This window comes from Arthrobacter sp. THG-b23 (genome assembly GCF_059091265.1).
In genome coordinates, this window is record NZ_JBNHGM010000003.1 from 83,975 (window position 1) to 105,233 (window position 21,259).

21 protein-coding genes and 1 pseudogene are annotated in these 21,259 nt (G+C 67.7%); 14 read left to right on the forward strand and 8 right to left on the reverse strand.

The features are described from left to right. Positions 1-59: 59 nt before the first annotated feature. The gene (locus AC5RVD_RS07235; protein ID WP_494126505.1) at positions 60-980 is read right to left on the reverse strand and encodes a LysR substrate-binding domain-containing protein; all 921 of its coding nucleotides are present in this window, start codon (positions 978-980) and stop codon (positions 60-62) included. Between the two features lie 190 nt (positions 981-1,170). Here AC5RVD_RS07235 and AC5RVD_RS07240 point away from each other — a divergent pair, with 190 nt between their 5' ends. After that, on the forward strand, positions 1,171-2,361 hold the full coding sequence (locus tag AC5RVD_RS07240; RefSeq protein WP_494126506.1) for a cytochrome P450: 1,191 nt from the start codon (positions 1,171-1,173) through the stop codon (positions 2,359-2,361). 68 nt (positions 2,362-2,429) lie between these two features. Further along, the gene (locus tag AC5RVD_RS07245; RefSeq protein ID WP_494126507.1) at positions 2,430-2,756 is read left to right on the forward strand and encodes a 2Fe-2S iron-sulfur cluster-binding protein; all 327 of its coding nucleotides are present in this window, start codon (positions 2,430-2,432) and stop codon (positions 2,754-2,756) included. Positions 2,757-2,944: 188 nt separating this feature from the next. On the opposite strand, the gene AC5RVD_RS07250 is transcribed toward AC5RVD_RS07245, so the two are convergent. Continuing rightward, entirely contained in the window at positions 2,945-3,070 is a 126-nt protein-coding gene (locus tag AC5RVD_RS07250) for a hypothetical protein (protein WP_494126508.1), read from the reverse strand. Here AC5RVD_RS07250 and AC5RVD_RS07255 point away from each other — a divergent pair. The 3 genes and pseudogenes from AC5RVD_RS07255 to AC5RVD_RS07265 all read left to right on the forward strand — a co-directional run. Next, positions 3,012-3,137: pseudogene (locus AC5RVD_RS07255) on the forward strand (2Fe-2S iron-sulfur cluster-binding protein); the annotation flags it as partial. The gene AC5RVD_RS07250 and the pseudogene AC5RVD_RS07255 sit on opposite strands and share 59 nt — an antisense overlap. Positions 3,138-3,300: 163 nt before the next feature. After that, the gene (locus tag AC5RVD_RS07260; RefSeq protein WP_494126509.1) at positions 3,301-3,942 is read left to right on the forward strand and encodes an NAD(P)/FAD-dependent oxidoreductase; all 642 of its coding nucleotides are present in this window, start codon (positions 3,301-3,303) and stop codon (positions 3,940-3,942) included. Continuing rightward, positions 3,842-4,549: an oxidoreductase C-terminal domain-containing protein gene (locus AC5RVD_RS07265; protein WP_494126510.1), complete on the forward strand. Its 708-nt coding sequence runs from the start codon at positions 3,842-3,844 to the stop codon at positions 4,547-4,549. The genes AC5RVD_RS07260 and AC5RVD_RS07265 overlap by 101 nt, the downstream gene beginning before the upstream one ends. A gap of 41 nt (positions 4,550-4,590) precedes the next feature. Here AC5RVD_RS07265 and AC5RVD_RS07270 read toward each other — a convergent pair whose 3' ends face one another. Continuing rightward, positions 4,591-5,505, reverse strand: coding sequence for a LysR family transcriptional regulator (locus AC5RVD_RS07270; RefSeq protein WP_494126511.1), 915 nt, complete (start codon positions 5,503-5,505; stop codon positions 4,591-4,593). A gap of 267 nt (positions 5,506-5,772) precedes the next feature. Between AC5RVD_RS07270 and AC5RVD_RS07275 the strand changes: the two genes are divergently transcribed. After that, positions 5,773-7,167 (forward strand): MFS transporter, encoded by a 1,395-nt coding sequence (locus AC5RVD_RS07275; RefSeq protein WP_494113134.1) that lies wholly within the window; start codon positions 5,773-5,775, stop codon positions 7,165-7,167. A gap of 113 nt (positions 7,168-7,280) precedes the next feature. Here AC5RVD_RS07275 and AC5RVD_RS07280 read toward each other — a convergent pair whose 3' ends face one another. From AC5RVD_RS07280 to AC5RVD_RS07295, 4 genes are all read right to left on the reverse strand, one after another. Then, the gene (locus AC5RVD_RS07280) at positions 7,281-7,901 is read right to left on the reverse strand and encodes a putative endonuclease domain-containing protein (RefSeq protein WP_494126512.1); all 621 of its coding nucleotides are present in this window, start codon (positions 7,899-7,901) and stop codon (positions 7,281-7,283) included. 680 nt (positions 7,902-8,581) lie between these two features. Continuing rightward, a complete protein-coding gene (locus AC5RVD_RS07285) occupies positions 8,582-9,481 on the reverse strand; it encodes a bifunctional methylenetetrahydrofolate dehydrogenase/methenyltetrahydrofolate cyclohydrolase (protein WP_494113136.1) in 900 nt (299 codons plus the stop codon). A 1-nt stretch (position 9,482) separates the two neighbouring features. Further along, positions 9,483-10,763: a serine hydroxymethyltransferase gene (gene glyA, locus AC5RVD_RS07290; RefSeq protein WP_494113137.1), complete on the reverse strand. Its 1,281-nt coding sequence runs from the start codon at positions 10,761-10,763 to the stop codon at positions 9,483-9,485. 244 nt (positions 10,764-11,007) lie between these two features. Then, a complete protein-coding gene (locus tag AC5RVD_RS07295) occupies positions 11,008-12,108 on the reverse strand; it encodes a S1C family serine protease (RefSeq protein ID WP_494113138.1) in 1,101 nt (366 codons plus the stop codon). Between the two features lie 347 nt (positions 12,109-12,455). Between AC5RVD_RS07295 and AC5RVD_RS07300 the strand changes: the two genes are divergently transcribed. The 8 genes from AC5RVD_RS07300 (at position 12,456) to AC5RVD_RS07335 (ending at position 20,573) form a co-directional block, all read left to right on the forward strand. Continuing rightward, positions 12,456-13,565 (forward strand): FAD-dependent oxidoreductase, encoded by a 1,110-nt coding sequence (locus AC5RVD_RS07300; RefSeq protein ID WP_494126513.1) that lies wholly within the window; start codon positions 12,456-12,458, stop codon positions 13,563-13,565. Positions 13,566-13,570: 5 nt separating this feature from the next. Then, positions 13,571-14,431, forward strand: a complete 861-nt coding sequence (gene purU / locus AC5RVD_RS07305) for a formyltetrahydrofolate deformylase (RefSeq protein WP_494113140.1) — start codon at positions 13,571-13,573, stop codon at positions 14,429-14,431. Between the two features lie 219 nt (positions 14,432-14,650). Then, positions 14,651-15,262 carry a class I SAM-dependent methyltransferase gene (locus AC5RVD_RS07310; RefSeq protein ID WP_494126514.1) on the forward strand — a complete coding sequence of 204 codons (612 nt, stop codon included), beginning with the start codon at positions 14,651-14,653 and terminating at the stop codon, positions 15,260-15,262. A 71-nt stretch (positions 15,263-15,333) separates the two neighbouring features. Then, positions 15,334-15,867 carry a gamma carbonic anhydrase family protein gene (locus tag AC5RVD_RS07315; RefSeq protein ID WP_494122733.1) on the forward strand — a complete coding sequence of 178 codons (534 nt, stop codon included), beginning with the start codon at positions 15,334-15,336 and terminating at the stop codon, positions 15,865-15,867. Between the two features lie 174 nt (positions 15,868-16,041). Continuing rightward, entirely contained in the window at positions 16,042-17,262 is a 1,221-nt protein-coding gene (locus tag AC5RVD_RS07320) for an ROK family transcriptional regulator (RefSeq protein WP_494126515.1), read from the forward strand. A 148-nt stretch (positions 17,263-17,410) separates the two neighbouring features. Next, a complete protein-coding gene (locus tag AC5RVD_RS07325) occupies positions 17,411-18,691 on the forward strand; it encodes an ABC transporter substrate-binding protein (RefSeq protein ID WP_494113144.1) in 1,281 nt (426 codons plus the stop codon). A gap of 92 nt (positions 18,692-18,783) precedes the next feature. Further along, positions 18,784-19,689, forward strand: coding sequence for a carbohydrate ABC transporter permease (locus AC5RVD_RS07330; protein ID WP_494126516.1), 906 nt, complete (start codon positions 18,784-18,786; stop codon positions 19,687-19,689). After that, positions 19,689-20,573 carry a carbohydrate ABC transporter permease gene (locus tag AC5RVD_RS07335; RefSeq protein WP_494126517.1) on the forward strand — a complete coding sequence of 295 codons (885 nt, stop codon included), beginning with the start codon at positions 19,689-19,691 and terminating at the stop codon, positions 20,571-20,573. Before AC5RVD_RS07330 ends, AC5RVD_RS07335 begins: the two co-directional genes overlap by 1 nt. Before the next feature lie 67 nt (positions 20,574-20,640). Here the strand turns inward: AC5RVD_RS07335 and AC5RVD_RS07340 are convergent, their stop codons facing one another. Then, the gene (locus AC5RVD_RS07340; protein ID WP_494122736.1) at positions 20,641-21,207 is read right to left on the reverse strand and encodes a hypothetical protein; all 567 of its coding nucleotides are present in this window, start codon (positions 21,205-21,207) and stop codon (positions 20,641-20,643) included. Positions 21,208-21,259: the final 52 nt, after the last annotated feature.

Genomic DNA, 21,259 nt, shown 5'->3' on the forward strand with positions numbered 1-21,259 from the left:
GCTGGCCGGCGGAGCCGCATGAGCCGCCATCCGTTGAGCGGCGGCGGTGCGGGATGCGTTCAGCGGCCGGACCCACTAGTGCTGGGCGCATGAGCCTCGACCGCATACCGGACCATCTCAGCAGCCCGGTCGGTCAGCCTGATCCCTTCGGGCCAGACGATCTTCACGCCGACGGGGCGGACCGCCGGTTCGATCGGCAACGCGGTGAAGCTCCGGCCCTCATACGTGGCATCGCCGGACGGCCGCTGCACCAGAACCGAGTAGCCGATGCCGCGCCCGACGAGCGAGCGGGTCAGTTCGAAGTCGGTGGTGCGGTACCGGATTCTCGGCACCACGGAAGCGTCGCGGAACACCGACATCGTGTGATGGCTGCTCGGCGGGGCATCAAGCAGGATCATCGGCTCCTCGGCCAACTCGGCCAGGCTTACGGCTTCCCGGCCGGCCAACCGATGGCCGGCCGGCAACAGCGCGTAGGCGTGCATGGCGTCGAGCTGCACCGACTCCAGCCCGGGCCGCAGATCCATGTCGTAGACGATGGCCAGATCCAGCTCGCCGGCGAACAGCTTGTCCTGCACGGCATCCTGGGTTCCTTCGACGAAGTCCAGCTGCACCTTCGGGTGCTCGGCGGCAAAGCGCTCCAACAGCTCGGGCAGGACGGTCGGCGCCAGGGTCAGGTAGCAGCCCACCACCAGCGGACCGGCCAGCTCTCCCCCGCCGCTGCTAGTGCTTAGCTCCAGCTCCTCGGCTTCGCGCAGGAAGGCCGCCGCACGGGCATGCAGTTGCCGGCCTGCCGGCGTGAGGCTGACGCCGTGGGCCTTGCGGCGGACCGTCAGCTGAGTGCCAAAGATCCGTTCCAGTTCCTTCACGGCCGCAGCCACTGCAGTCTGCGAGACATGGAGCTCGTCGGCGGCGGCCGCGATGGTGCCGGCGTCGGCCACTGCTACGAAGTAGCCCAATTGCCGCAGCGTGTACCGGACCATTTGACCCTCCTGCCGTGTGACACCGAATCAAAGTTTTTCGGGGGATATTTCCACTAATTATGAACTTTACCGGCGGATATGTCTGCTGTCACACTTTGAGGAGACAGACCTCACGCCCGGTAAGGGTGCGAAGCCGCCGGCAAGGATCCGGGACATCGTCCGCGGACCACCCACGACGAGGAGAGCGAGTATGACCGCCGCTACCGAAGCCCGCCCGGTTCCCACCGCGGATTGGGTCACCATCCCGGATCTCTATCGGAACCCGTATCCGATCTATCAAAGGCTGCGTGCCGAAGCACCGGTGCACTGGGTTCCCGCGGTCAACCGGTACATGGTCACCAGCTACCAGGCCTGCCACGTGATCGAGCAGGACCAGGAGCGTTTTTCCGCCGATGAGACCAATTCGCTCATGAAGCGGGCCATGGGCCACTCGATGCTGCGCAAGGACGACCCGGAGCACGACGTGGACCGGAAATCCTACGGCAATGTGCTGCGACCCAAAGCCATCAAGGAGCACTGGAACGCCATTTTCCAGGCCAACAGCGACAAGTACCTGGCGCAACTGAAGGCGGCGGGCCCGGGCGCCGACTTCGTCTGGGAGTACGCCGCTCCCTACGCTGCGGAAAACCTGCGGCTGATCATGGGTTTCCACAATGCCACGCAGGAAGACCTGCAGCGTTGGTCGCAGACGATGATCGACGGCACCGGCAACTACGCCGACGACCCGGATGTCTGGAGCAAGTCGGAACAGTCGTACAACGAGGTCGACGACGCGATCGATGAGATTTTGCCCTACCTGCGCAAGAATCCGGATTCCAGCCTGCTGTCCGGCCTCACCTCCATGCCGATCCCGCTCGAGGCCATCCGGGCGAACATGAAGATGACCATCGGCGGCGGCCTGAACGAACCGCGCGACGTCCTGGGCACCACCGTGTGGGCGCTGCTGGCCAATCCGGACCAGTTGGCCCAGGTGCTGGCGGACGAGTCCCTGTACGCGCGCGCCTTCGAGGAATCCGTGCGCTGGGTGGCACCCATCGGCATGTACCCGCGGGAAGTCACCCGTGACACCGTCGTGGAGGGCATGCAACTGCCGGCCGGCGCCCGGCTGGGCATCGTCGTCGGCGCAGCCAACCGTGACCCGGCGGTGTTCGAGGACCCCGAATCCTTCAACATCAACCGGGAGAAGAAACCGCACCTGGCTTTCGGCGGCGGCAACCACTTCTGCGCCGGCGCCTGGGTGGCACGCGCTTCGGTGGCGCAGATCGCCATGCCCCAGGTTTTCCGCGAACTGCCCAACCTCCGCCTGGATCCGGACAACCCTCCGGTCGACGCCGGTTGGGTCTTCCGCGGCATGACCAAATTCCCGGTGCTCTGGGGATAAAGGCCGGCCCGGCCGGCGCCCCTCCCGCGACTCCCCCAAACCAACGCCTACAGCAAGGACGATTCCCCATGGCTAAGATCAGCTTCCACCACTCCGACGGCAACGTGGACGTGCTCGACGTCGACCCCGGCACCTCACTGATGCGCGCCGCCGTCACCAACGGCGTCGACGGCATCGTCGGCGAATGCGGCGGACAGGCCATGTGCGCCACCTGCCACGTCTACGTCCGCCCCGAATACCTCGACGGCCTGCCCGAAATCGGCGACGACGAAGACGAAATGCTCGACTGCACCGCCGGCCCACGCGACGAGACACGCAGCCGGCTGGGCTGCCAGATCACGGTCGGCGACGGCCTCGAGCACATCGAGGTCGACGTCCCCGACGACCAGATCTAAGGGGTGCGGCCGGCGGTGGCCCACTGCAGCGACGCCAGCGGGGGTGCGGCCGGCGGCCGGTCTGAGCGAACCGCAATCAATGCTGACCGAAGCCGCCACGGCGAATTCCGGCCGCTAGGCCGGGCTGCTGCCCTACGATCAAGGTTCAAGCCTGAATCGGGGAGGTGAACCTTGGCGAAGATCAGCTATCACCACTCCGACGGCAACGTCGACCGGCTGGACGCTGAACCCGGCATGACGGTCATGATGGCGGCGATGATCAACAGGGTGGACGGCATCGTCGGCGAGTGCGGCGGCCAGGCAATCTGCGCCACCTGCCACGTCTACGTCCTGCCCGAATACGTGGACAGGCTGCCGGAGATTGGCTCCGCCGAAAAAGAAATGCTGGAAACCACCGCGTCTCCCCGCGACGCAGCCCGCAGCCGCCTGGGCTGCCAGCTCACCGCCGCGACCACTTCGACGAACTCGAAGTCGACCTCCCCGACGAGCAGGTTTAACCGAGCCGTTTGCGCCCGGCTGCACGTCCCGTACCGAAAGGCACTCCATGAACAGCCCGGAAAACATCGTCATCGTTGGCAACGGCCAGGCCGGCATCCAGCTGGTGGATTCGCTGCGCAAGGAAGGCCACACCGGTGCCATCACCCTGCTCGGCGACGAGCCGCACCACCCCTACCAGCGGCCCCCGCTGTCCAAGGACTACCTGGCCGCCGGGAAGACCCCTGTCCCGCTCCCGCTTCGCCCGGAGAAATTCTTCACCACGCACGACGTCGACTCCCGCCTGGGCGTGCGCGTCACGTCGATCGACCGGGCGGCCAGGACCGTCACCCTCGAGGACGGCGCCACCCTGTCATATACGAAGCTGGTGCTGGCCACCGGGGCCGCCAACCGGGAACTGAGCGTGCCCGGGGCCGGCCTGGCCGGCATCCACGGCCTGCGCACCCTCGCCGACGCCGAGGCCCTGCAGGCCCGCCTCGATGCGGTGGGCTCCGTCGTCGTCATCGGTGCCGGTTTCATCGGCCTGGAGTTCGCCGCCGCCGCGCGCCCGCGGGCTGGACGTCACCGTCCTCGAGTACGCCGACCGTCCCATGGGCCGTGCCCTGACCCCCACGATGAGCGCGTTCTTCGCCGCGGCCCATCAGCGCCTCGGCGTGGACCTGCGCCTGGGCGAAGGCATCGCCTCCTTTGACGGGGACGACGACGGGCACGTCACCGCGGCGGTCAGCACCACGGGCGGACGCTACCCGGCCGACCTGGTCCTGGTCGGTGTCGGCGTCGTTCCGCGCACCGAACTCGCTTCGTCCTGCGGGCTCGAGGTGGACAACGGCATCAGCGTGGACGCCACCCTGTGCACCTCCGACTCGGACATTTACGCCATCGGCGACTGCGCGTCCTTCCCCAACGCCCACGCCGGCGCCCGCACCCGGCTCGAATCCGTGCAGAACGCCACCGACCAGGCCCGGCATGCCGCCCGTGCCATCCTCGGCGCCGAGCCCGGCGGCTACGCGGATCTGCCCTGGTTCTGGTCCAACCAGGGCCCGCTGCGCCTGCAGATCGCTGGCCTGGTTGCTCCCGGCGACGACGTCGTGCTCCGCGGCGATCCCGCCGACGAAAAGTTCTCCGTCTTCTGCTTCCGCAACGGCACCCTCGCCGCCGTCGAATCCGTCAACCAGCCCGCCGATCACATGGCCGCCCGCCGCCTCCTCGCCGCCGGCGCCACCCTCACCCCCGAACAAGCCGCCGACCCCGGCTTCGACCTCAAGGCCTACTCCAAGCTGCAGCCGGCCGCGCTCTAGCTGTACCGGCACCACGGCCGGGTCCGGCAGGCAGCGGCGGGTCAGGTGTCTCCGCCGCTGCCCAGCGCCTGCACTGCGTGGCCCAGCACCGCCTCGGCCCGGGGACTGAGCACCATGGTGTCCGGCCAGATCGCACACATCGTGGTCTGCGAAGCGGGCGGTGACAGCGGCCGCACGGCGACCGGCCTGCCTTCGACGGTCACGGCCGGGGCGTCGGGCCGCGACATCAGGAGCGCGTAGCCTATTCCCCGGCCGACCAGTGCCTGCACCAGCACGACCTGCGGCATGGACGCGACGATGTGCGGGCGCAGGCCGCGGTCGGCGAAGACGCGATACGTGTTGGCCGTGCTCGGACTCGACTCGTACATGATCAGGGGTTCTGCGGCGAGATCAGCCAGGTCCACCATTGGCTGCGCGGCCAGGGGATGCTCCGGCGGCAGCACCGCCTGCAGCTCGGTCTGATAGATGGCGCGCTGGCTGTAACCGGCCGGGAGCTCCATGTCGTAGACCATGGCCAAATCCAGCAACCCGGCGTCCAGCGCGGGCAACAGTTCGTTATGGGAACCGACCGTGACGTCCACGCTGATGCCGGGGTACTGTTCCGGCAGCCGGTCGAGCACGGAGGGCAGGACGGTGCTGGCGAAGCTCGCGAAGCACCCCAAGCGCACGGGTCCCTTGAGCTCGCCGGCTGCGCCTGACAGGTCGTTGATCAGCGCTTCCGCATCGCGCAGCAGCAGGCGCGCCCGTTGCGCGAAGAACTGACCCGACGGGGTCAGTTGGAGGCCGCGGGCCTTTCGCCGCACGCAGAGCTGTTCACCGGCGGCCCGCTCCAGGGCCGTGATGGCCTGCGAAAGCGCGGATTCCGAAATGTTCAGGCTGGCGGCCGCCGAGCTCAACGTCGGATGGTCCGGGAGGGCCGCGAAGAGTTGCAGCTGGCGCAGGGTGTAATCGACCACAATACTTCAGTCCAATCAAAGAAGTTCGTTGGTTATCTGAAGTTTACCGACGATTGCGAGCCGTGTCACAATGGTTTTCACGTTCAACGTTCTGCCCCGAACGGTGGCTGATCCCAACCGGCGGGCATCGCCGGGCTGCTGAGCAGACCCGGTGGCGGAACCATACGACCCGGACCGCACAACCCGGCCTCGTCGTTCCCGCCCGCCTTAGCTCCACCCATCTGGTCACGCCGGTCTCCTCGACGTGACCGACCCAAGAGGACAACTATGAGCACTACAGTTTCCGGGCAATCGTCCGCCGCGAACCAGCGTCGCGTCGCGTTTGCCACCATCATCGGCACCACCATCGAGTGGTACGACTTCTTCATCTACGCCACGGCCGCGGGCCTGGTCTTCGCGCACCTGTTCTTCGAGCCGGCCGGCGAATCCATCGGGCTGCTCCTTGCCTTCGCCTCCGTTGGCATCAGCTTCCTGTTCCGGCCGCTGGGCGCCTTCCTGGCCGGCCACTACGGCGACAAGCTCGGCCGCCGCGCCATGCTGGTCATCACGCTGATGATGATGGGTGCAGCGACGACGCTTATCGGTGTCCTGCCCACCTATGAGACGGCCGGAATCCTGGCCCCGGTGCTGCTGCTCTCGCTGCGCATCCTGCAGGGCATCTCCGCCGGCGGTGAATGGGGCGGAGCCGTCCTGATGGCCGTGGAGCACGCCCCGCGTGACCGCCGCGGCCGCGCAGGTTCCTTCCCCCAGCTGGGTGTTCCGCTGGGCATGCTGCTCGCTTCGGGCGTCATGACTCTGATGACCGGCGTAATCGCCCCCGGCGAGGCCTTCCTTGAATGGGGCTGGCGCGTCCCCTTCCTGCTCAGCGTCGTGTTGATCGCCGTCGGCTACATGGTTCGCCGCTCGGTTGACGAGTCCCCGGTGTTCAAGGAAATCGCCGACAAGAAACAGCAGCAGAAGGTCCCCATCGTCGAGCTGTTCCGCAAGCACTGGCTGCTGGTCATCCTGGCCGCACTGGTCTTCGCCGGCAACAACGCCGCCGGTTACATGGCAACCGGCGGGTTCATCCCCAGCTACGCCACCAGCGACGCCGTGGGCATGGAGCGCACCGATGTGCTGCTGGCCATCACGTTCGCCTCGGCCATGTGGTTCATCTTCACCGCCCTGGCCGGCATCCTGGCCGACAAGATCGGCCGCAAGCGCACCTACCTGATTGGTTTCGGCGCCCAGCTGCTGACGGTTTTCCCGCTATTCTGGCTGATCGACACCGGCTCGCTGGGCATGCTGTACTTCGCGCTGGCAATCTTCAGCGTCGGCCTGGGCCTGAGCTATGGCCCGCAGGCGGCCTGGTACAGCGAGATCTTCCCGGCCTCGGTGCGCTACTCGGGTGTTTCGATCGCCTACGCACTGGGCGCGATTCTCGGCGGCGCGTTCGCTCCGACCATCGCCCAGGCACTGATCAATTCCACCGGCACCAGCAGCTCCGTCTCGGCGTACCTGTTCGGCATGACGATCATCTCCATCATCGCCGTGCTGATCCTGCGCGACCGCCCGGGGATCGATCTGTCGATCAACAACCAGGCCGAGCAGGAAGTCGGCGCCACCATCTTCGATAAGCGCCGCGGTGTCTCCACCGATGACGCAGTCAAGGTCGGCGTCTAAGCCAGACAGGCTGTGCTGGAATAACGCCAGCTGACTCAATACCGAGGCGGGTGTCCTGCCGGAGCAATTCCGGCAGGACATCCGCCTCGGTCGTGTTCGTCTTTGTTGTGAACTCAGGCAGCCTGCTCCGCGGACCAACCACGCCGCTGCAGTGCCGCGGTGATTTTTTCGATCGCACGCTCTGCGCCGTTGGCCATGTGCCGTCTGGAGATCCGGACTTCGTCCCAGTCTGCTGACCGGGCCCGTTCCGCCCGCTCAATGTCTCGCGCGATTTGCTCTGCCTCACCGTGGCCTTCGCCCTCGTATTCAACGGCGATCCGGTATTCAGGCAGGGACAGGTCAGGGCTGTGCATAATGACGCCGTCGTCGTCCCTGATCGGCTTGTTCACCTCGGGTTCCGGCAATTCCGCGCTCAGCATGGCGAGCCGCAGCCTGGTTTCGGGCGGAGAGTCCGCTCCGACCCGGGCCAAAGCCAAGGCTGCACGAGCCTTGCGCAGCCCCCGCTTGCCCGGGTGGCGGCTCAGCATGGCCTGAAGTTCCTCCCGGGTGGTGAATGGAGCCAAGCGCCCTTCGAACTCCGGCCGCGGAATGCGGAGGAGGTAGTCGGCTATTACCACCAAGTCATCCAGATCGAGGGCCTCCGCCAAGTCCAGCCATGTCCGCGTGCGCGTCGTGATGCGCAGTCCATCCACGTAAACCACTTCATCCGGAACGAGCCCGGATCGGTGACCCACCACGCCGGAGCGTTGCATCCGTGCGCCGGTGCTTGGGCGCGAGATATGAAACCGCCGATCGAAGCCGGCAGCAGGTTCGGGAAAGCCCCACAGGCGTGCCGCGGTGTCATGTGAGGCAGCGCTGGGATCGCTGACCCGCGTGAACGGCCGCACTCGGGCTGCGAGATCGAGGCCTGCCGGTTGGACGGCGCAGATGCCTCGGCTTATCCGAATGAAGCGGTGATGACGCAACTGGCTCTTGCTCAGCCCCGATTTCAAGCCGTCCTCGATCGTGAAGGCGGAGGCCCGCAGGTGTGGCGGGAGCGGCCTCAGCCGTGGCAGGCGCTGTTCGGGTCCCTGTCGACGTGCTGGGTCCATCCGGACATTATCTACAGCCGGCCCATTTCCGGGCGGAAGTTATTCACAGGTGTATCGAGTGGAGAAAAGCTGCAGCGAACGTCGGCGTGTCGCTGCAACTTTCCGCCGGTCGATTGTCGCCGAAGTTGCCGCCGGGTCGGTTTCCGTGGCCGCTCCCGATTGGCGGCCGGACCGGTATCGACGGCCGCTGACTGTCCGGCCGCGCGTGAGGCCTCCCGGCCGCGGCCGGACGAGGCCGGCCGGAACCAAACAAGGTGGCCGGAAACAGCGAGAGGGCGGCGTCCGGGATCCGGACACCGCCCCCTCGACGCTCAGCGCATGGTTCAGCCGGCCTGGCGCTCGGCGGCTCCCACGACGTTAGCCAACAGCATGGCACGCGTCATCGGACCGACGCCACCGGGATTGGGCGAGAGCCAGCTGGCCACGTTGCGGGCCTCGGGCTCCACGTCGCCGGTCACCCGGGCCTTGCCGTCCTCGTCCTCGACGCGGCTGACCCCAACGTCGAGCACGATGGCGCCCGGCTTAAGGTCGGATGCCTTGATCATGTGCGGCATCCCCGCGGCGGCAATCACGACGTCGGCCTCACGCAGTTCCGCTGCGAGGTCCACCGTCCCGGTGTGGGCAAGGGTCACGGTGGCGTTGATCTCCTTGCGGGTCAGCAGCAGGCCCAGGGGCCGCCCTACGGTGACGCCGCGGCCGACGACGAGCACGCGTTTGCCCGCCAGCTCGACGTCGTGGCGCAGCAGCAGCTCCACACAGCCGTGCGGGGTGCACGGCAGCGGCGAGTCCAGCGGCTCACCCACATTGAGCACCAGCCGGCCCAGGTTCATCGGGTGCAGGCCGTCGGCGTCCTTGGCCGGGTCGATCTTCTCCAGGATGCGGTTGGTGTCGATGTGCTTGGGAAGCGGCAGCTGCACAATGTAACCGGTGCAGGCCGGGTCGGCGTTGAGCTCATCGAGGACCGCTTCGAGTTCCTCCTGCGAGACGGAATCAGGCAGGTCGCGCCGGATCGACTCGATGCCCACTTCGGCGCAGTCTTTGTGCTTGCCGCCGACATACCATTTGCTGCCCGGGTCCTCACCGACCAGCACGGTACCCAAGCCGGGCACGATGCCCCTGGCCTTGAGCGCCGATACCCGTTCCGTGAGCTCGGTCTTGATCTGCGCCGCGGTGGCCGTGCCGTCCAAAACGCGGGCGGTCGGCGGGGTCGAGTTGAGGGTCATGTCACCACTCCTCGTGGCCGGGGTAGAGCGGGAAGTCGTCGGCGAGCTTCTTCACGCGGGCCCGCAAGGCGGCAGTATCGGCGCCGCCCTTGAGCGCGGTGGCGATGATGTCTGCGACCTCGGTGAATTCGGCAGCACCGAAACCGCGGGTGGCCAGCGCCGGGGTGCCAATGCGCAACCCCGAGGTGACCATCGGTGGGCGCGGGTCGAACGGCACGGCGTTGCGGTTGACCGTGATGCCCGCCTCGTGGAGCAGGTCTTCGGCCTGCTTGCCGTCCAGCTCGGAATTGCGCAGGTCGACCAAGACCAGGTGGACGTCGGTGCCGCCGGTCAGCACGGACACGCCGGCCTCGGCCACATCGGCGGCGGCCAGGCGCTCGGCCAGGATCCGGGCGCCTTCAAGCACGCGCTCCTGGCGCTCCTTGAATTCCTCGCCGGCGGCAATCTTAAAGGCCACGGCCTTGGCAGCAACCACATGCATCAGCGGGCCGCCCTGCTGGCCCGGGAACACGGCCGAGTTGACCTTCTTTGCGAAGGCTTCCTTGCCCAGGATCACGCCGGAGCGCGGGCCGGAGAGGGTCTTGTGGACCGTGGAGGTGACAATGTCCGAGTGCGGCACCGGGTTCGGATGCAGGCCGGCGGCGACCAGCCCGGCGAAGTGTGCCATGTCGGTCCAGAGGTAGGCTCCGACCTCGTCGGCGATGGAACGGAACGCCTCGAAGTCCAGCTGCCGGGGGTACGCGGACCAGCCGGCCACCAGCACGTTCGGGCGCTCGGCCAGCGCCTGCTCGCGGACCTTGTCCATGTCCACCCGGAAGGTCTTCGGGTCGACCTCGTAGGCGGCGACCTGATAGAGCTTGCCGGAGAAGTTCAGCTTCATGCCGTGCGTGAGGTGGCCGCCGTGCGCCAGGGACAGGCCCATCATCTTGTCGCCCGGCTGGATCAGTGCGGAGAGGGCGGCCGCGTTGGCCTGGGCGCCCGCGTGCGGCTGGACGTTGGCGAATTCCGCGCCGAAAAGCGACTTGGCCCGCTCGATGGCCAGGTTTTCGGCGACGTCTACGTGCTCGCAGCCGCCGTAGTAGCGGCGTCCCGGGTACCCCTCGGCGTATTTGTTGGTCAGGACCGAGCCCTGGACTTCAAGCACCGAACGCGGCGCGAAGTTCTCGGAGGCGATCATTTCGAGGGTGTCGCGCTGGCGGCCGAGTTCGGCGTCGATCACGGCGGCGATTTCAGGATCCACCTGGGACAACGGCAGATCGGTCACGGAGGGCGTAGAAGTCAAGGGAGAATCTCCTGGGTGGTGGGCTTATCTCACTGCTACAGGCCAGATTACCGGCTGCAGGCACCCGCACGCATGGCGCATGACCTGCCCCGGACACACTCCGGCCCGAAGGTGACCTCACGTCCCAGGCGTGCGAACCGTGGTCGGTACATGCAGGAGCGGCGCCAACGGTCCCGGTCCTGCTGCCACTTCCTGGTGGTGTCCCACCTAACGCCAGTCGTGGCGAGCCAATACTAGCAGCCGGTCACCCCACCGGCCGGTCCGAGAGCGCAACCTGCACGCTCCGGGTTTCGCCGTCGCGCCGCACTTCCACGCTGACCGTATCGCCCGGATTATGCTGGCGGACGGCTGCCAGCAGGTCTTCGGCCGTCGCCAACGCCTCGCCGTCCACGCTCAGCAGCACATCGCCGGCGCGGATTCCGGCCTCGTCGGCCGGACCGCCGTCGCCCACGGACAGTGCCAGGACGCCCTCCGCCTGGGGCACTCCAAGCTGCTCGGCGATCGCCGCGGTGATGCTGGCGGGAGTCAGACCCATAAAAGCGTGGTCGGCGGTGCCGTCTTCCAGCAGTTCCTCGGCGACTTCCCGGGCGGTGGCGGCGGGGATGGCGAAACCGAGCGACACCGCGCCCGACTCCGGCGGGATGTAGGCCTCGCTGATGCCCACCACCTGGCTCCGCGCATTGACGACGGCGCCGCCCGAGTTGCCGGGGCTGATCGGCGCGTCGGTCTGGATCAGGTCCACCAGCGCCAGGCTCGACGAGGCGGAGCCCGGGATGGAACGGTGCAGGCCGGAGATGATGCCTGCCGTGGCAGTATTCTCGAAGCCCAGCGGCGAACCTATCACCACGGCAAGTTCGCCGATCGTCGGCAGCGAGGTGTTGAATTCGGCGGCCGGGAGCCCGTCGCGCTCGGTCCGCACCAACGCCAGGTCGGACACAGGATCCGTCGCCAGCACCTCCCCGGGGCTGCGTTGCCCGTCAGCGAAGCCAACCTCCACGTTGGTGCTCTCGCCGACCACATGTTCGTTGGTCAAAATCAGCCCGTCTTCGGAATAAACCACGCCGCTGCCCAGGCCGTTGTCGGTAAAAACCGTCACCACGGACGGCTGCACGTTCTCCACGATCTGAGGAATGCCGCCTGTAGGCTGCGCTCCCCCGGGTTGTCCTACCTCGCCGCCCTGCGCTTGCGTGGTCCCACCGCCGGTCGCGGCCGGCTCCGCGCCGCCGGTCCCGGCCGGTTCCCCGCCGCTCTCGCCGGTGCAGCCGGCCAGGCCCGCCAGGAGGGCGGCTGCGAGCAGCACGCGCCCGGCGCCATGCAGGGTTTTCTCCCGTTCCAGATGCGTCATGGCCCGGACCTTCCGTCGTCGCTGCTGCCACCCTAGACCCATCGTGATCCGCAGAAAACGCCTCCGCGGCATTCGGGTGGATCCGGCACGCGATACTCTCCCGCCGGTCCGCCACCTGCTCTCACCGGCCCGCCCCACGCTCCCGCCGATCCGCCCCGCGCTCCCGCCGGTTGCCACGACTTCCGCCCGCCCCATGCTCTCACCGGCAGGCCACACCTTCTCGCCGGGCCCGCTCCACGCTCCTGCCGGCCCGCAACCCTCCCCCTTCGGCAAGCCGCGGAATACCCGGCTCCCGGCCATCGTTGCACCGGACAGATGTTGAAGCGTCAACAATCGGAGGGAGCATCGTGACGGACCAGGCAATCGGCACCGGGCAACGGCCGCTGCAGGCGGTGGTGATCGGCGCAGGCCAGGCCGGGCTGAGCGCCGCCTACCAGCTGGCCCGCCGCGGACTGGTCCCCGACCGGGACTTCGTGGTCCTCGACGCCAACGACGGCCCGGGCGGCGCCTGGCGCCACCGCTGGCCCTCGCTGACCTTCGACGCCGCGCACGGCCTGCACGACCTTCCCGGCCTGCCGCTCGGGGTTCCGGACCCGCGGGAGCCGTCCTCCGCCGTCGTCCGCCGTTATTACGGTGCCTACGAGCAGCGGTTCCACCTCCCGGTGCACCGCCCCGTGCGCGTAATTTCGGTGGACGACGACGGCGCCTTCCTGCGGGTGCGCAGCGACACCGGCGGCGAGTGGTTGGCCCGGACCGTCATCAGCGGCACCGGCACCTGGGACAAGCCGCACTGGCCGCACTACCCGGGCCGGGAGACGTTCCGCGGCCGGCAGTTGCACACCCGGGACTTCTGGTCCGCCGACGAATTCCGCGGGCAGCGGGTCCTGGTGGTCGGCGGCGGGACGTCCGCGCTGCAGTTCCTGCTCCAGCTTGATGCGGCCGGCGCGGACACGGTCTGGTCCACCCGCCGCGACCCCGACTTCACCGCGGCCCCCTTCGACATGGAATGGGGCGTCGACGTGGAGCGCCGGGTCAGCGAGCGCACCCGCGCGGGTCTGCCGACCCTCAGCGTGGTCGCCGCCACGGGGCTGCCGCTGACCGAGACGTACCGGAAGGGCATCGACGACGGCGTGCTCGTCTCGCGCGGAAAGCTGGCCCGCATCACGGAGCACGGCGTCGAATTCGTTGACGGCTCGGCCGAAGACGTGGACGTCATTCTCTGGGCCACCGGATTCCGGCCATCGCTGGACCACCTAGTGCCGCTGCGGCTGCGTGAACCGGGCGGCGGGATCATGATGGGTGAGGACGGCGTCTCGGTCGTGAAGGAGCCGCGCCTGTTCCTGGTCGGCTACGGCGCATCAGCGTCCACGGTCGGGGCCACCCGCGCCGGCCGGGCCGCCGCCGTGGCCGCGGTCAAGTACCTTGCCGCAGAAGCCGAACCCCAGCCGGTACCCTAGGACTCGTGACTGAAGCTCCCGCCGCCACCGCCTACACCCTGATTCTCTCCTGCCCGGACCGCCCCGGCATTGTGCATGCCGTCGCCGGCGCGCTGGCCGGGGCCGGCGGAAACATCACCGACTCGCAGCAGTACGGCAGCCCGCAGTCCGGCCGGTTCTTCATGCGGGTGGCCGTCGCCACCGACCAGTCCTACACCGAACTCCACGACCGGTTGCAGCCGGTCGCGCAGGAGTTCGGCATGGACTGGAAGCTGCGCCGCGACGGCGTGAAGATGCGCACGCTGCTGATGGCCTCGAAGTCGGCGCACTGCCTGAACCACCTGCTGTTCCTGCAGCGCTCTGGCACGCTGCCGGTCGAGATCCCCGCCATCGTCTCCAACCACCAGGACCTGGCCGACCTTGCCGCGTTCTACGGCATCCCCTTCCACCACATCCCCGTCACCCCGGACACCAAACCGCAGGCCGAACGAGCCCTGCTGGACCTGGCCGCGCAGCACGACGTGGAACTGGTGGTACTGGCCCGCTACATGCAGGTGCTCAGCAACGAACTCTGCACCGAACTGGCCGGCAAGGCCATTAACATCCACCACTCGTTCCTGCCCAGCTTCAAGGGCGCCAGGCCGTACCACCAGGCGCATGCCCGCGGCGTGAAGCTGATCGGCGCCACGGCGCACTACGTCACCGGGGACCTGGATGAGGGCCCGATCATCGACCAGGAAGTCATTCCGGTCCGCCACGCCCACACCGCCGAGCAGTTCGTGGCGCTGGGTCGCGATGGGGAGGCGCGCACCCTGGCCCGCGCCGTGCAGTGGCACGCCGAACACCGCGTGCTGCTCGACGGCACCCGCACCGTCGTCTTCAACTAGTCGGATGCCCGTCGTCCGCTCGCCGGACGTCGCCTTCAACTAGTCGATGCCGGTCGTCGACCCGTCGACCGTCGCCTTCAACCAGTCCCGGCCCGCCTCCCGGCCCGCCTTCCCCTCGCCGGCGCCGCTCGGCTGCGCCGCACGCCCGGCCCGTCGTCCATCCCGTCGGCGGAGTGGCCGCCCCTGTGCCCCGCCCGGCTCAAGGCGTACTCTCGTCGGATGGGCAACCATGAGCCTGAGCTGAGGGCGTTTTACGACCGGCAGGCGCCCGACCGCGACCGTCGCGGGAGGGATTCCCACAGGGACGCAGCCCGGCAGGAATTCATTGCCTCCCTGGTCGCCGCCCGGCGGCACAGCGTGTTGGAGATCGGCTGCGGCACCGGCGAGGACGGGCTCGCCTTCAAGGCCGCGGGCATCCATTACACCGGCGTCGATATCTCCGAGGAAAACGTCCGGCTGGCCCGGGCGAAGCACCTGGAGGCGGTGGTCGGTTCGGCCCGGGAGTTGCCGTTTGCCGGGGGAACGTTTTCGGCCGGCTGGACCATGAGCACACTGCTGCACATACCCGACCAGGACCTGCCGGATGTTCTCGCCGAGACCATGCGGGTGCTCGTCTCAGGCGCTCCGCTGGCGGTCGGACTCTGGTCCGGCGACGACGAGGAGGGCATCGTTGCCGACGACGACTTCGAACCGCACCGCTTCTACAGCCGCCGCAGCGACGCAACCGTCCGCCGGCTCTTCGCCGAGCACGGCCTGATCTCCGGTTTCACCACGTGGGAGCGGCCCGAGTTCGGCCGGCACTACCAGTTCTTCATCCTGACCAAACCGTGACCGGCCGGATCCGCGGCGGCACGTCCGTCACGAAGCTCCTGCAGCACGTGCGGTGTGGTTAGGCTGATGGGATGGCCCACATCATCACCATCTCCGGCATGCTGCCGGCCGTCGATCCGTCCGCCTTCGTCGCCCCCACGGCGACGCTCAGCGGCGACGTCGCGCTGGCAGCCGACTCCAGCGCCTTCTACGGCGTCAGCGTCCGCGGCGACACCGCTCCCATCCGCGTCGGCGAGCGCAGCAACCTGCAGGACAACGTGGTCCTGCACGCAGACCCGGGCTTCCCCTGCACCGTTGGTGCCGGCGTCAGCGTCGGCCACGCCGCCGTGATTCACGGGTGCACGGTCGAGGACAACTGCCTGATCGGCATGAGCGCCACGATCATGAACGGTGCGGTGGTCGGTGAAGGTTCGCTGGTGGCAGCCGGCGCCGTCGTTCTCGAGGGCACGCGCATTCCCCCGCGTTCGCTCGTCGCCGGTGTCCCCGCCAAGGTCCGCCGCGAGCTGAGCGAGGACGAGTACCAGTCGGTGCTGGACAATGCCGCCCGCTACGTGGAACTCGCCGCCTTGCACCGCGACGCGATCGACGACGCAGCCGAGGCGTAGCCGGCCGCGGTGGGTGCCGCGGCCGCGGCGCAGCCGATCCCGGCCGGGGTGCGCCCAATCTACGTTCGCGACGGCGGCACGGATCCATGCACCCGCGCCGACCCCGGAACGTCGCATTGTGGAAGTTTGCGTTAACTTCTTGACTACAACTCGGCGCTGCCGCACGCTTTTTGTATGCCAGCCGATCCGCCGTCCACCCTCAAGGCCCCGCTGCGCCCCGTGCCGCGCGGTGCCCAGAACCGGCCGGGGTCCCAGAGCGCCTTGCGGCGGCGGAACAGCCAACGGGTCCTGCAGGCGCTGATGTCCCGCGGCCCGCTCACGCAGGCCGAGCTGTCCCGGCAGACGGGGCTGTCCACCGCCACGGTCTCCAACATCGTCAAGGCCATGGCCGACGACGGACTGGTCACCACCGCGCCGACCACGAGTTCCGGCCGCCGCGCCCTGTCGGTCATGATCGACGGCCGAGGCGCCGTTGCCGTCGGAGTGGATTTCGGCCGCCGGCATGTGCACGTGGTACTGGTCAGCCTCGACCACCTGGTGCTCGCCGAAGGTGCCGTCGAATTACCGCTCGGCCACGGAGCCGAGCAGGGCATCGACACCGCCGCCCGCTTGGCGCAGCGGTTGTTGGATGAAAACTCAGTTTCCCCACGGGCCGTGATAGGCGTGGGCGCCGGCATACCCGGTCCGATCGACCGGAGGACCGGCACCGTCATCCACGGTGCGATCCTGCCCGAATGGGTGGGCATCAATCTGCTGGACCGGTTGCAGGACAGGTTCGGCACCGACGTCTTCGTGGACAACGACGCGAATTTGGGCGCGCTGGCGCAAGTCAGCTGGGGCCCCTACCAGCACGCCCAGAACCTGGTCTTCCTGAAGATCGGATCCGGCATCGGGGCCGGCCTGGTCCTCAACGGCAAACTCTATTACGGCCATGTCGGCGTCACGGGCGAGGTCGGACATGCAACAGTCGCCGAGCATGGCATCATCTGCCGCTGCGGCAATCGCGGGTGCCTGGAGACGGTCGCCTCCACCTCCACCATGATCGACCTGCTGAGCCGCGGCCGTGGCGAGGCGATCGGAACCGAGGACATCGTCCGGATCGCCTTGGAGGGTGACCCGGCCGTCTTGCGCGTGATCGATGATGCCGGCCTGGCGGTGGGACGTGCCCTCGCCAACGTCTGCAACCTGCTCAATCCCGAAGTCATCGTGGTCGGCGGCCCGCTGACGGGCCTCGGCGGCATCCTTCTGGACCCGGTACGTCGCGGGCTGCTGCGCCATGCGGTGCCGGTCGTGGGCGAATCCACGGACCTGGCGATGTCCACCTTGGGCAGTCGAGCGGAGGCGTTGGGCGCCGCGACGCTGGTGCTTCAACAGGCCGAGCTTCCCGTCGCCTGAGCACCGCCGGGGCTGCTCCGGGGAGCGTCTTTGTGTTCAACTCTTGACGACAAGCGGTGTGACGGAGTTAACTTCCGTACTAAGCCACACATCCGTGTGAGGGTCTTGCCGACCCCGTGGCCATGACTGCTGATTGATGGAGGCGTTTATGCGACGCAAATCTTTGCTCGCCGGCGTTGCGGCCGCGGGATTGCTCCTGTCCGCGTGCGGCGGCGGAAGCGCGGTGGACGAAGCCAACCCTGAGGAAGCGTCGGGGTCGGTAGGAGTCTTCACCTGGTGGGCGGACGGTTCCGAGAAGGTCGGGCTGGATGCGCTGGTGGAGATCTTCACCGAACAGTATCCGGAGCTGAAGTTCGACAACCTAGCCGTCGCCGGCGGCGCCGGCAGCCAGGCCAAGAGCGTGCTGGCGGCCAACCTGAAGTCGGGCAATCCGCCGGACTCGTTCCAGGCGCATGCCGGAGCCGAGCTGCAGGACTACATCGCCGCCGACCAGCTCGAGGACCTCACCTCCTTCTACGAGGACGCGCAGCTCAACGAGGCGTTCCCCCAGGACCTGCTGGACCGGCTGACCGTCGAGGGCAAGATCTACTCCGTCCCGTCGAATATCCATCGGGCCAACGTGGTGTGGGCCAACGTGGACGTGCTGGAGGAAGCCGGCCTGGATCCGAACAGTCCGCCGGCCGATCTCGACGCCTGGTTTGCGGACATGGACAAGATCAAGGAGACGGGGAAGACCCCGCTGGCCGTGGCCGGCACCTGGACCCAGGTACAGCTGTTCGAGAACATCCTGCTCGCCACCCTCGGCGCCGAGGGCTACAACGGGCTCTGGGACGGCACCACCGACTGGTCCGGCCCCGACGTGACCGAAGCCATCGAGAACTACAAGAAGACCCTCAGCTACACCAACTCCGACCGGGACACCCTCAGCGACTGGGGTCCGGCCACCCAGCTGGTGGAGGACGGCGCCGCAGCCTACAACGTGATGGGCGACTGGGCGGAAGCCAAGTTCGCGCAGGACGGCAAGAAGCCCGGTGAGGACTACGTCTACTTCCCCACCCCGGGCACCGACGGCATCTTCGACTTCCTGGCCGATTCGTTCACGCTGCCCAAGGGTGCTCCCAACCCGGCCGGTTCCGAGGCCTGGCTGACCACCATCTCCAGCGTTGAGGGCCAGCAGGCATTCAACGCGGCGAAGGGTTCCATCCCGGCCCGCACCGACGTGCCGTCCGACGAGTTCGGCGAATACCAGCAGAGCGCCATCGAGGACTTCTCGTCCGACACCATCGTGTCCTCGCTGGCCCACGGTGCCGCCGTCCCGGTGGCCTGGCTGAACGAACTGAGCACCGCCGTCAGCAAGTTCGGCGGCCCGCAGGACGTGGCTGCCCTGCAGGAATCCTTGGCGTCCATCGCCGAGAAGTTCATGCAGTAAGCCCGGGACGCCCGGAAGGGCGGGCGCGGCACCACCACCGCGCCCGCCCTTCCATGTCACACCGGCGTGCACGGCGGCACAAGGAGAAGTCCATGTTCAAGAAAGTGAAGACCTGGGGACCGGGATTGGTTCTGATCGCCCCGACCCTCATCCTGCTGGCAGTCTTCGTCTATGCGTTGATCGCGGAAAACGTCCGCATCTCGATGACTAACCAGCACACGGCCCGACCGTCGTCTGAATTCGTCGGCGTGGAGAACTACCTCCGGCTGTTCGGGGACGCAGATTTCCAGCACGCACTGCGCAACCTGCTTCTGCTGACGGTGGTGTTCCTGGCCGGCACGCTGATCTTCGGCTTCCTCTGGGCCTGGATACTGGAGCGGCCCGGCGCCGGCGAGGGGCTGTTCCGCTCGGTCTACCTCTTCCCGATGGCGGTGTCCTTCATCGCCTCGGGCGTGGTCTGGCGCTGGCTGCTCTCGAGCCTGCAGACCAACGAGTCCGGCGGTGATCGTGCCACCGGCCTGAACCGGTTGCTGGACAGCGTGGGGCTCGGCTTCCTGCAGAACAGCTGGTGGTCCGATCCCAACTGGGGCATTGCCGCCATCGCCGTGCCGGCCATCTGGCAGCTCTCCGGCTACGTGATGGCGCTGTTCCTGGCCGGATTCCGCGGCATCCCGGAAGAACTGCGCGAAGCCGCGCGGATCGACGGCTGCAGCGAATGGAAGCTCTACCGTCACGTGATCTTTCCGCAGCTGAGCCCGGTGATGCTCTCGGCGGTCATCATCATCGGCCACATGTCCTTGAAGCTGTTCGACCTGATCCGGGCGATCGTTCCCGACGCCAATACCTACGACATCCAGGTCCCGGCGACCATGATGTGGGTCAAGTACATCGGCAGCGACTACGCCGACTCGGCCGCCATCGGCACCATCATGCTGGTGCTGGTCGCGCTTGTGGTCGTCCCGTACCTCGTCTACACCTCACGGCAGGAGAAGCGCTGATGGCCACTGCAACCGTGCCGCCGCCCGTCGAGGTTGCCCGACCCCGGCCCGCGGCTCCCCGCACCGGCCGGCAGAAGATGAACCGCACGCTCAAGTACGCCATCCTGTTGTTGTTCGTGATCGTGGTGCTGATTCCGGCCTACGTCCTGTTCATTACCAGCTTCAAAGGCCCGGCCGACGCCGATCCCTCCACCGCGTGGCTCTTCCCGACGACGTGGGAAACCGCGGGTTGGGCCAAGGCGTGGGACACCCTGGGCCCGGCGCTGGGCCGCACCTTCGCCATGGTGATCCCGGCCTCGATCATCTCCGCCCTGCTCGGATCGATGAACGGGTTCGTGCTCTCCCGCTGGCGCTTCCCCTACGCCAACGTGGTCTTCACCCTCATCCTGTTCGGCATGTTCATCCCGTACCAGGCCGTGATGATCCCGCTGACCCAGCTGATGCAGGGTCTCGAGGTGCCCAACGGCATCCCCTCGCTGCTGGTCCTGCACATCGTCTACGGCCTGCCCATCTGCACGCTGATCTTCCGCAACTACTACGAATCCGTGCCGGCCGAGCTGATCGAAGCGGCGCGCATGGACGGAGCCGGCCTGCTGCGCACCTACGCCTCGGTGATCCTGCCGGTCTCCGCCCCGGGCTTCGTGGTGGTGCTCATCTGGCAGTTCACGTCGGCATGGAACGACTACCTCTTCGCGGCGTTCTTCTCCTCCGGCTCCAACGGCCCGGTCACCATCGCGCTGAGCTTCCTCGCCGGCGGACAGCTGACCGATTACGCCGCGTCGATGGCCGGCGCACTGATCGCCTCGCTGCCCACGCTGCTGGTCTACATCATCCTGGGCAAGTACTTCGTCGGCGGCCTCATGAGCGGTTCGGTCAAGGGCTGACCCGGCTCCCCTACAACAGCGGCGCCCGCTTCCCAGAGGGGAAGCGGGCGCCGCTGTTGTAGTCCGTTTAGATGTTGTGGCTGCCGCCCTCGCCGCGGCGGGTTTCGTCGGCAGTCCGTGCGCCGTCATTCCGGGCGTCATCGGCGTGCCGGCCGCCCTCGTCGCCGTACGAAGCAGTGTCCGAACCGCGGTCGGGGACGGAGTCGCCGCGGTGGGCACCGCCGTCGTGCTTGCGGTCCTTCCGGGAGTCCCGGTCCTTGGTGTTGACGTCCGGGTCCAGGTCATCGGCGCGGCGCAGCTGCTCTTCGCTCTCCTGCTGGATTCCCTGCGCGTCGGCCTGCCGCCGGTCGGCAGCCTGGCGAAGGCGGTCGGCTTCGATCTTGGCCCGCTCGGCTTCGACGTCCGCCCGCTGGGCCTCGGCCTGCGCCTGGGTGGCGTCCGCCTGGCGCTCCCGCGCCTCCACCGAGGACACCTGCGCTCCTTGCCGCAACTCCGCTGCCTCCCTGCGGTTCTCTTCCTGCTTCTCGAACTTCCGCTTGGTGTTCCGCTTCTGCGCAAAGAAGACAATGACTCCGATGATGATCAGGAGTACAACTATTGCGATGATGATTCCGACGATCATGCCTGTATCCATGGTGCGGGCTCCTCCTCGTTGTGGCGAAATTACTGAGCCTGCTTACTTTGTA

Bases quoted from the DNA above. Each gene is read 5' to 3' on its own strand.
- AC5RVD_RS07235 (WP_494126505.1), bottom strand. From the start codon at position 980: ATGGTCCGGTACACGCTGCGGCAATTGGGCTACTTCGTAGCAGTGGCC.
- AC5RVD_RS07240 (WP_494126506.1), top strand. From the start codon at position 1,171: ATGACCGCCGCTACCGAAGCCCGCCCGGTTCCCACCGCGGATTGGGTC.
- AC5RVD_RS07245 (WP_494126507.1), top strand. From the start codon at position 2,430: ATGGCTAAGATCAGCTTCCACCACTCCGACGGCAACGTGGACGTGCTC.
- AC5RVD_RS07260 (WP_494126509.1), top strand. From the start codon at position 3,301: ATGAACAGCCCGGAAAACATCGTCATCGTTGGCAACGGCCAGGCCGGC.
- AC5RVD_RS07265 (WP_494126510.1), top strand. From the start codon at position 3,842: ATGGGCCGTGCCCTGACCCCCACGATGAGCGCGTTCTTCGCCGCGGCC.
- AC5RVD_RS07275 (WP_494113134.1), top strand. From the start codon at position 5,773: ATGAGCACTACAGTTTCCGGGCAATCGTCCGCCGCGAACCAGCGTCGC.
- AC5RVD_RS07285 (WP_494113136.1), bottom strand. From the start codon at position 9,481: ATGACCCTCAACTCGACCCCGCCGACCGCCCGCGTTTTGGACGGCACG.
- AC5RVD_RS07295 (WP_494113138.1), bottom strand. From the start codon at position 12,108: ATGACGCATCTGGAACGGGAGAAAACCCTGCATGGCGCCGGGCGCGTG.
- AC5RVD_RS07310 (WP_494126514.1), top strand. From the start codon at position 14,651: ATGGGCAACCATGAGCCTGAGCTGAGGGCGTTTTACGACCGGCAGGCG.
- AC5RVD_RS07315 (WP_494122733.1), top strand. From the start codon at position 15,334: ATGGCCCACATCATCACCATCTCCGGCATGCTGCCGGCCGTCGATCCG.
- AC5RVD_RS07320 (WP_494126515.1), top strand. From the start codon at position 16,042: ATGCCAGCCGATCCGCCGTCCACCCTCAAGGCCCCGCTGCGCCCCGTG.
- AC5RVD_RS07325 (WP_494113144.1), top strand. From the start codon at position 17,411: ATGCGACGCAAATCTTTGCTCGCCGGCGTTGCGGCCGCGGGATTGCTC.
- AC5RVD_RS07330 (WP_494126516.1), top strand. From the start codon at position 18,784: ATGTTCAAGAAAGTGAAGACCTGGGGACCGGGATTGGTTCTGATCGCC.
- AC5RVD_RS07335 (WP_494126517.1), top strand. From the start codon at position 19,689: ATGGCCACTGCAACCGTGCCGCCGCCCGTCGAGGTTGCCCGACCCCGG.
- AC5RVD_RS07340 (WP_494122736.1), bottom strand. From the start codon at position 21,207: ATGGATACAGGCATGATCGTCGGAATCATCATCGCAATAGTTGTACTC.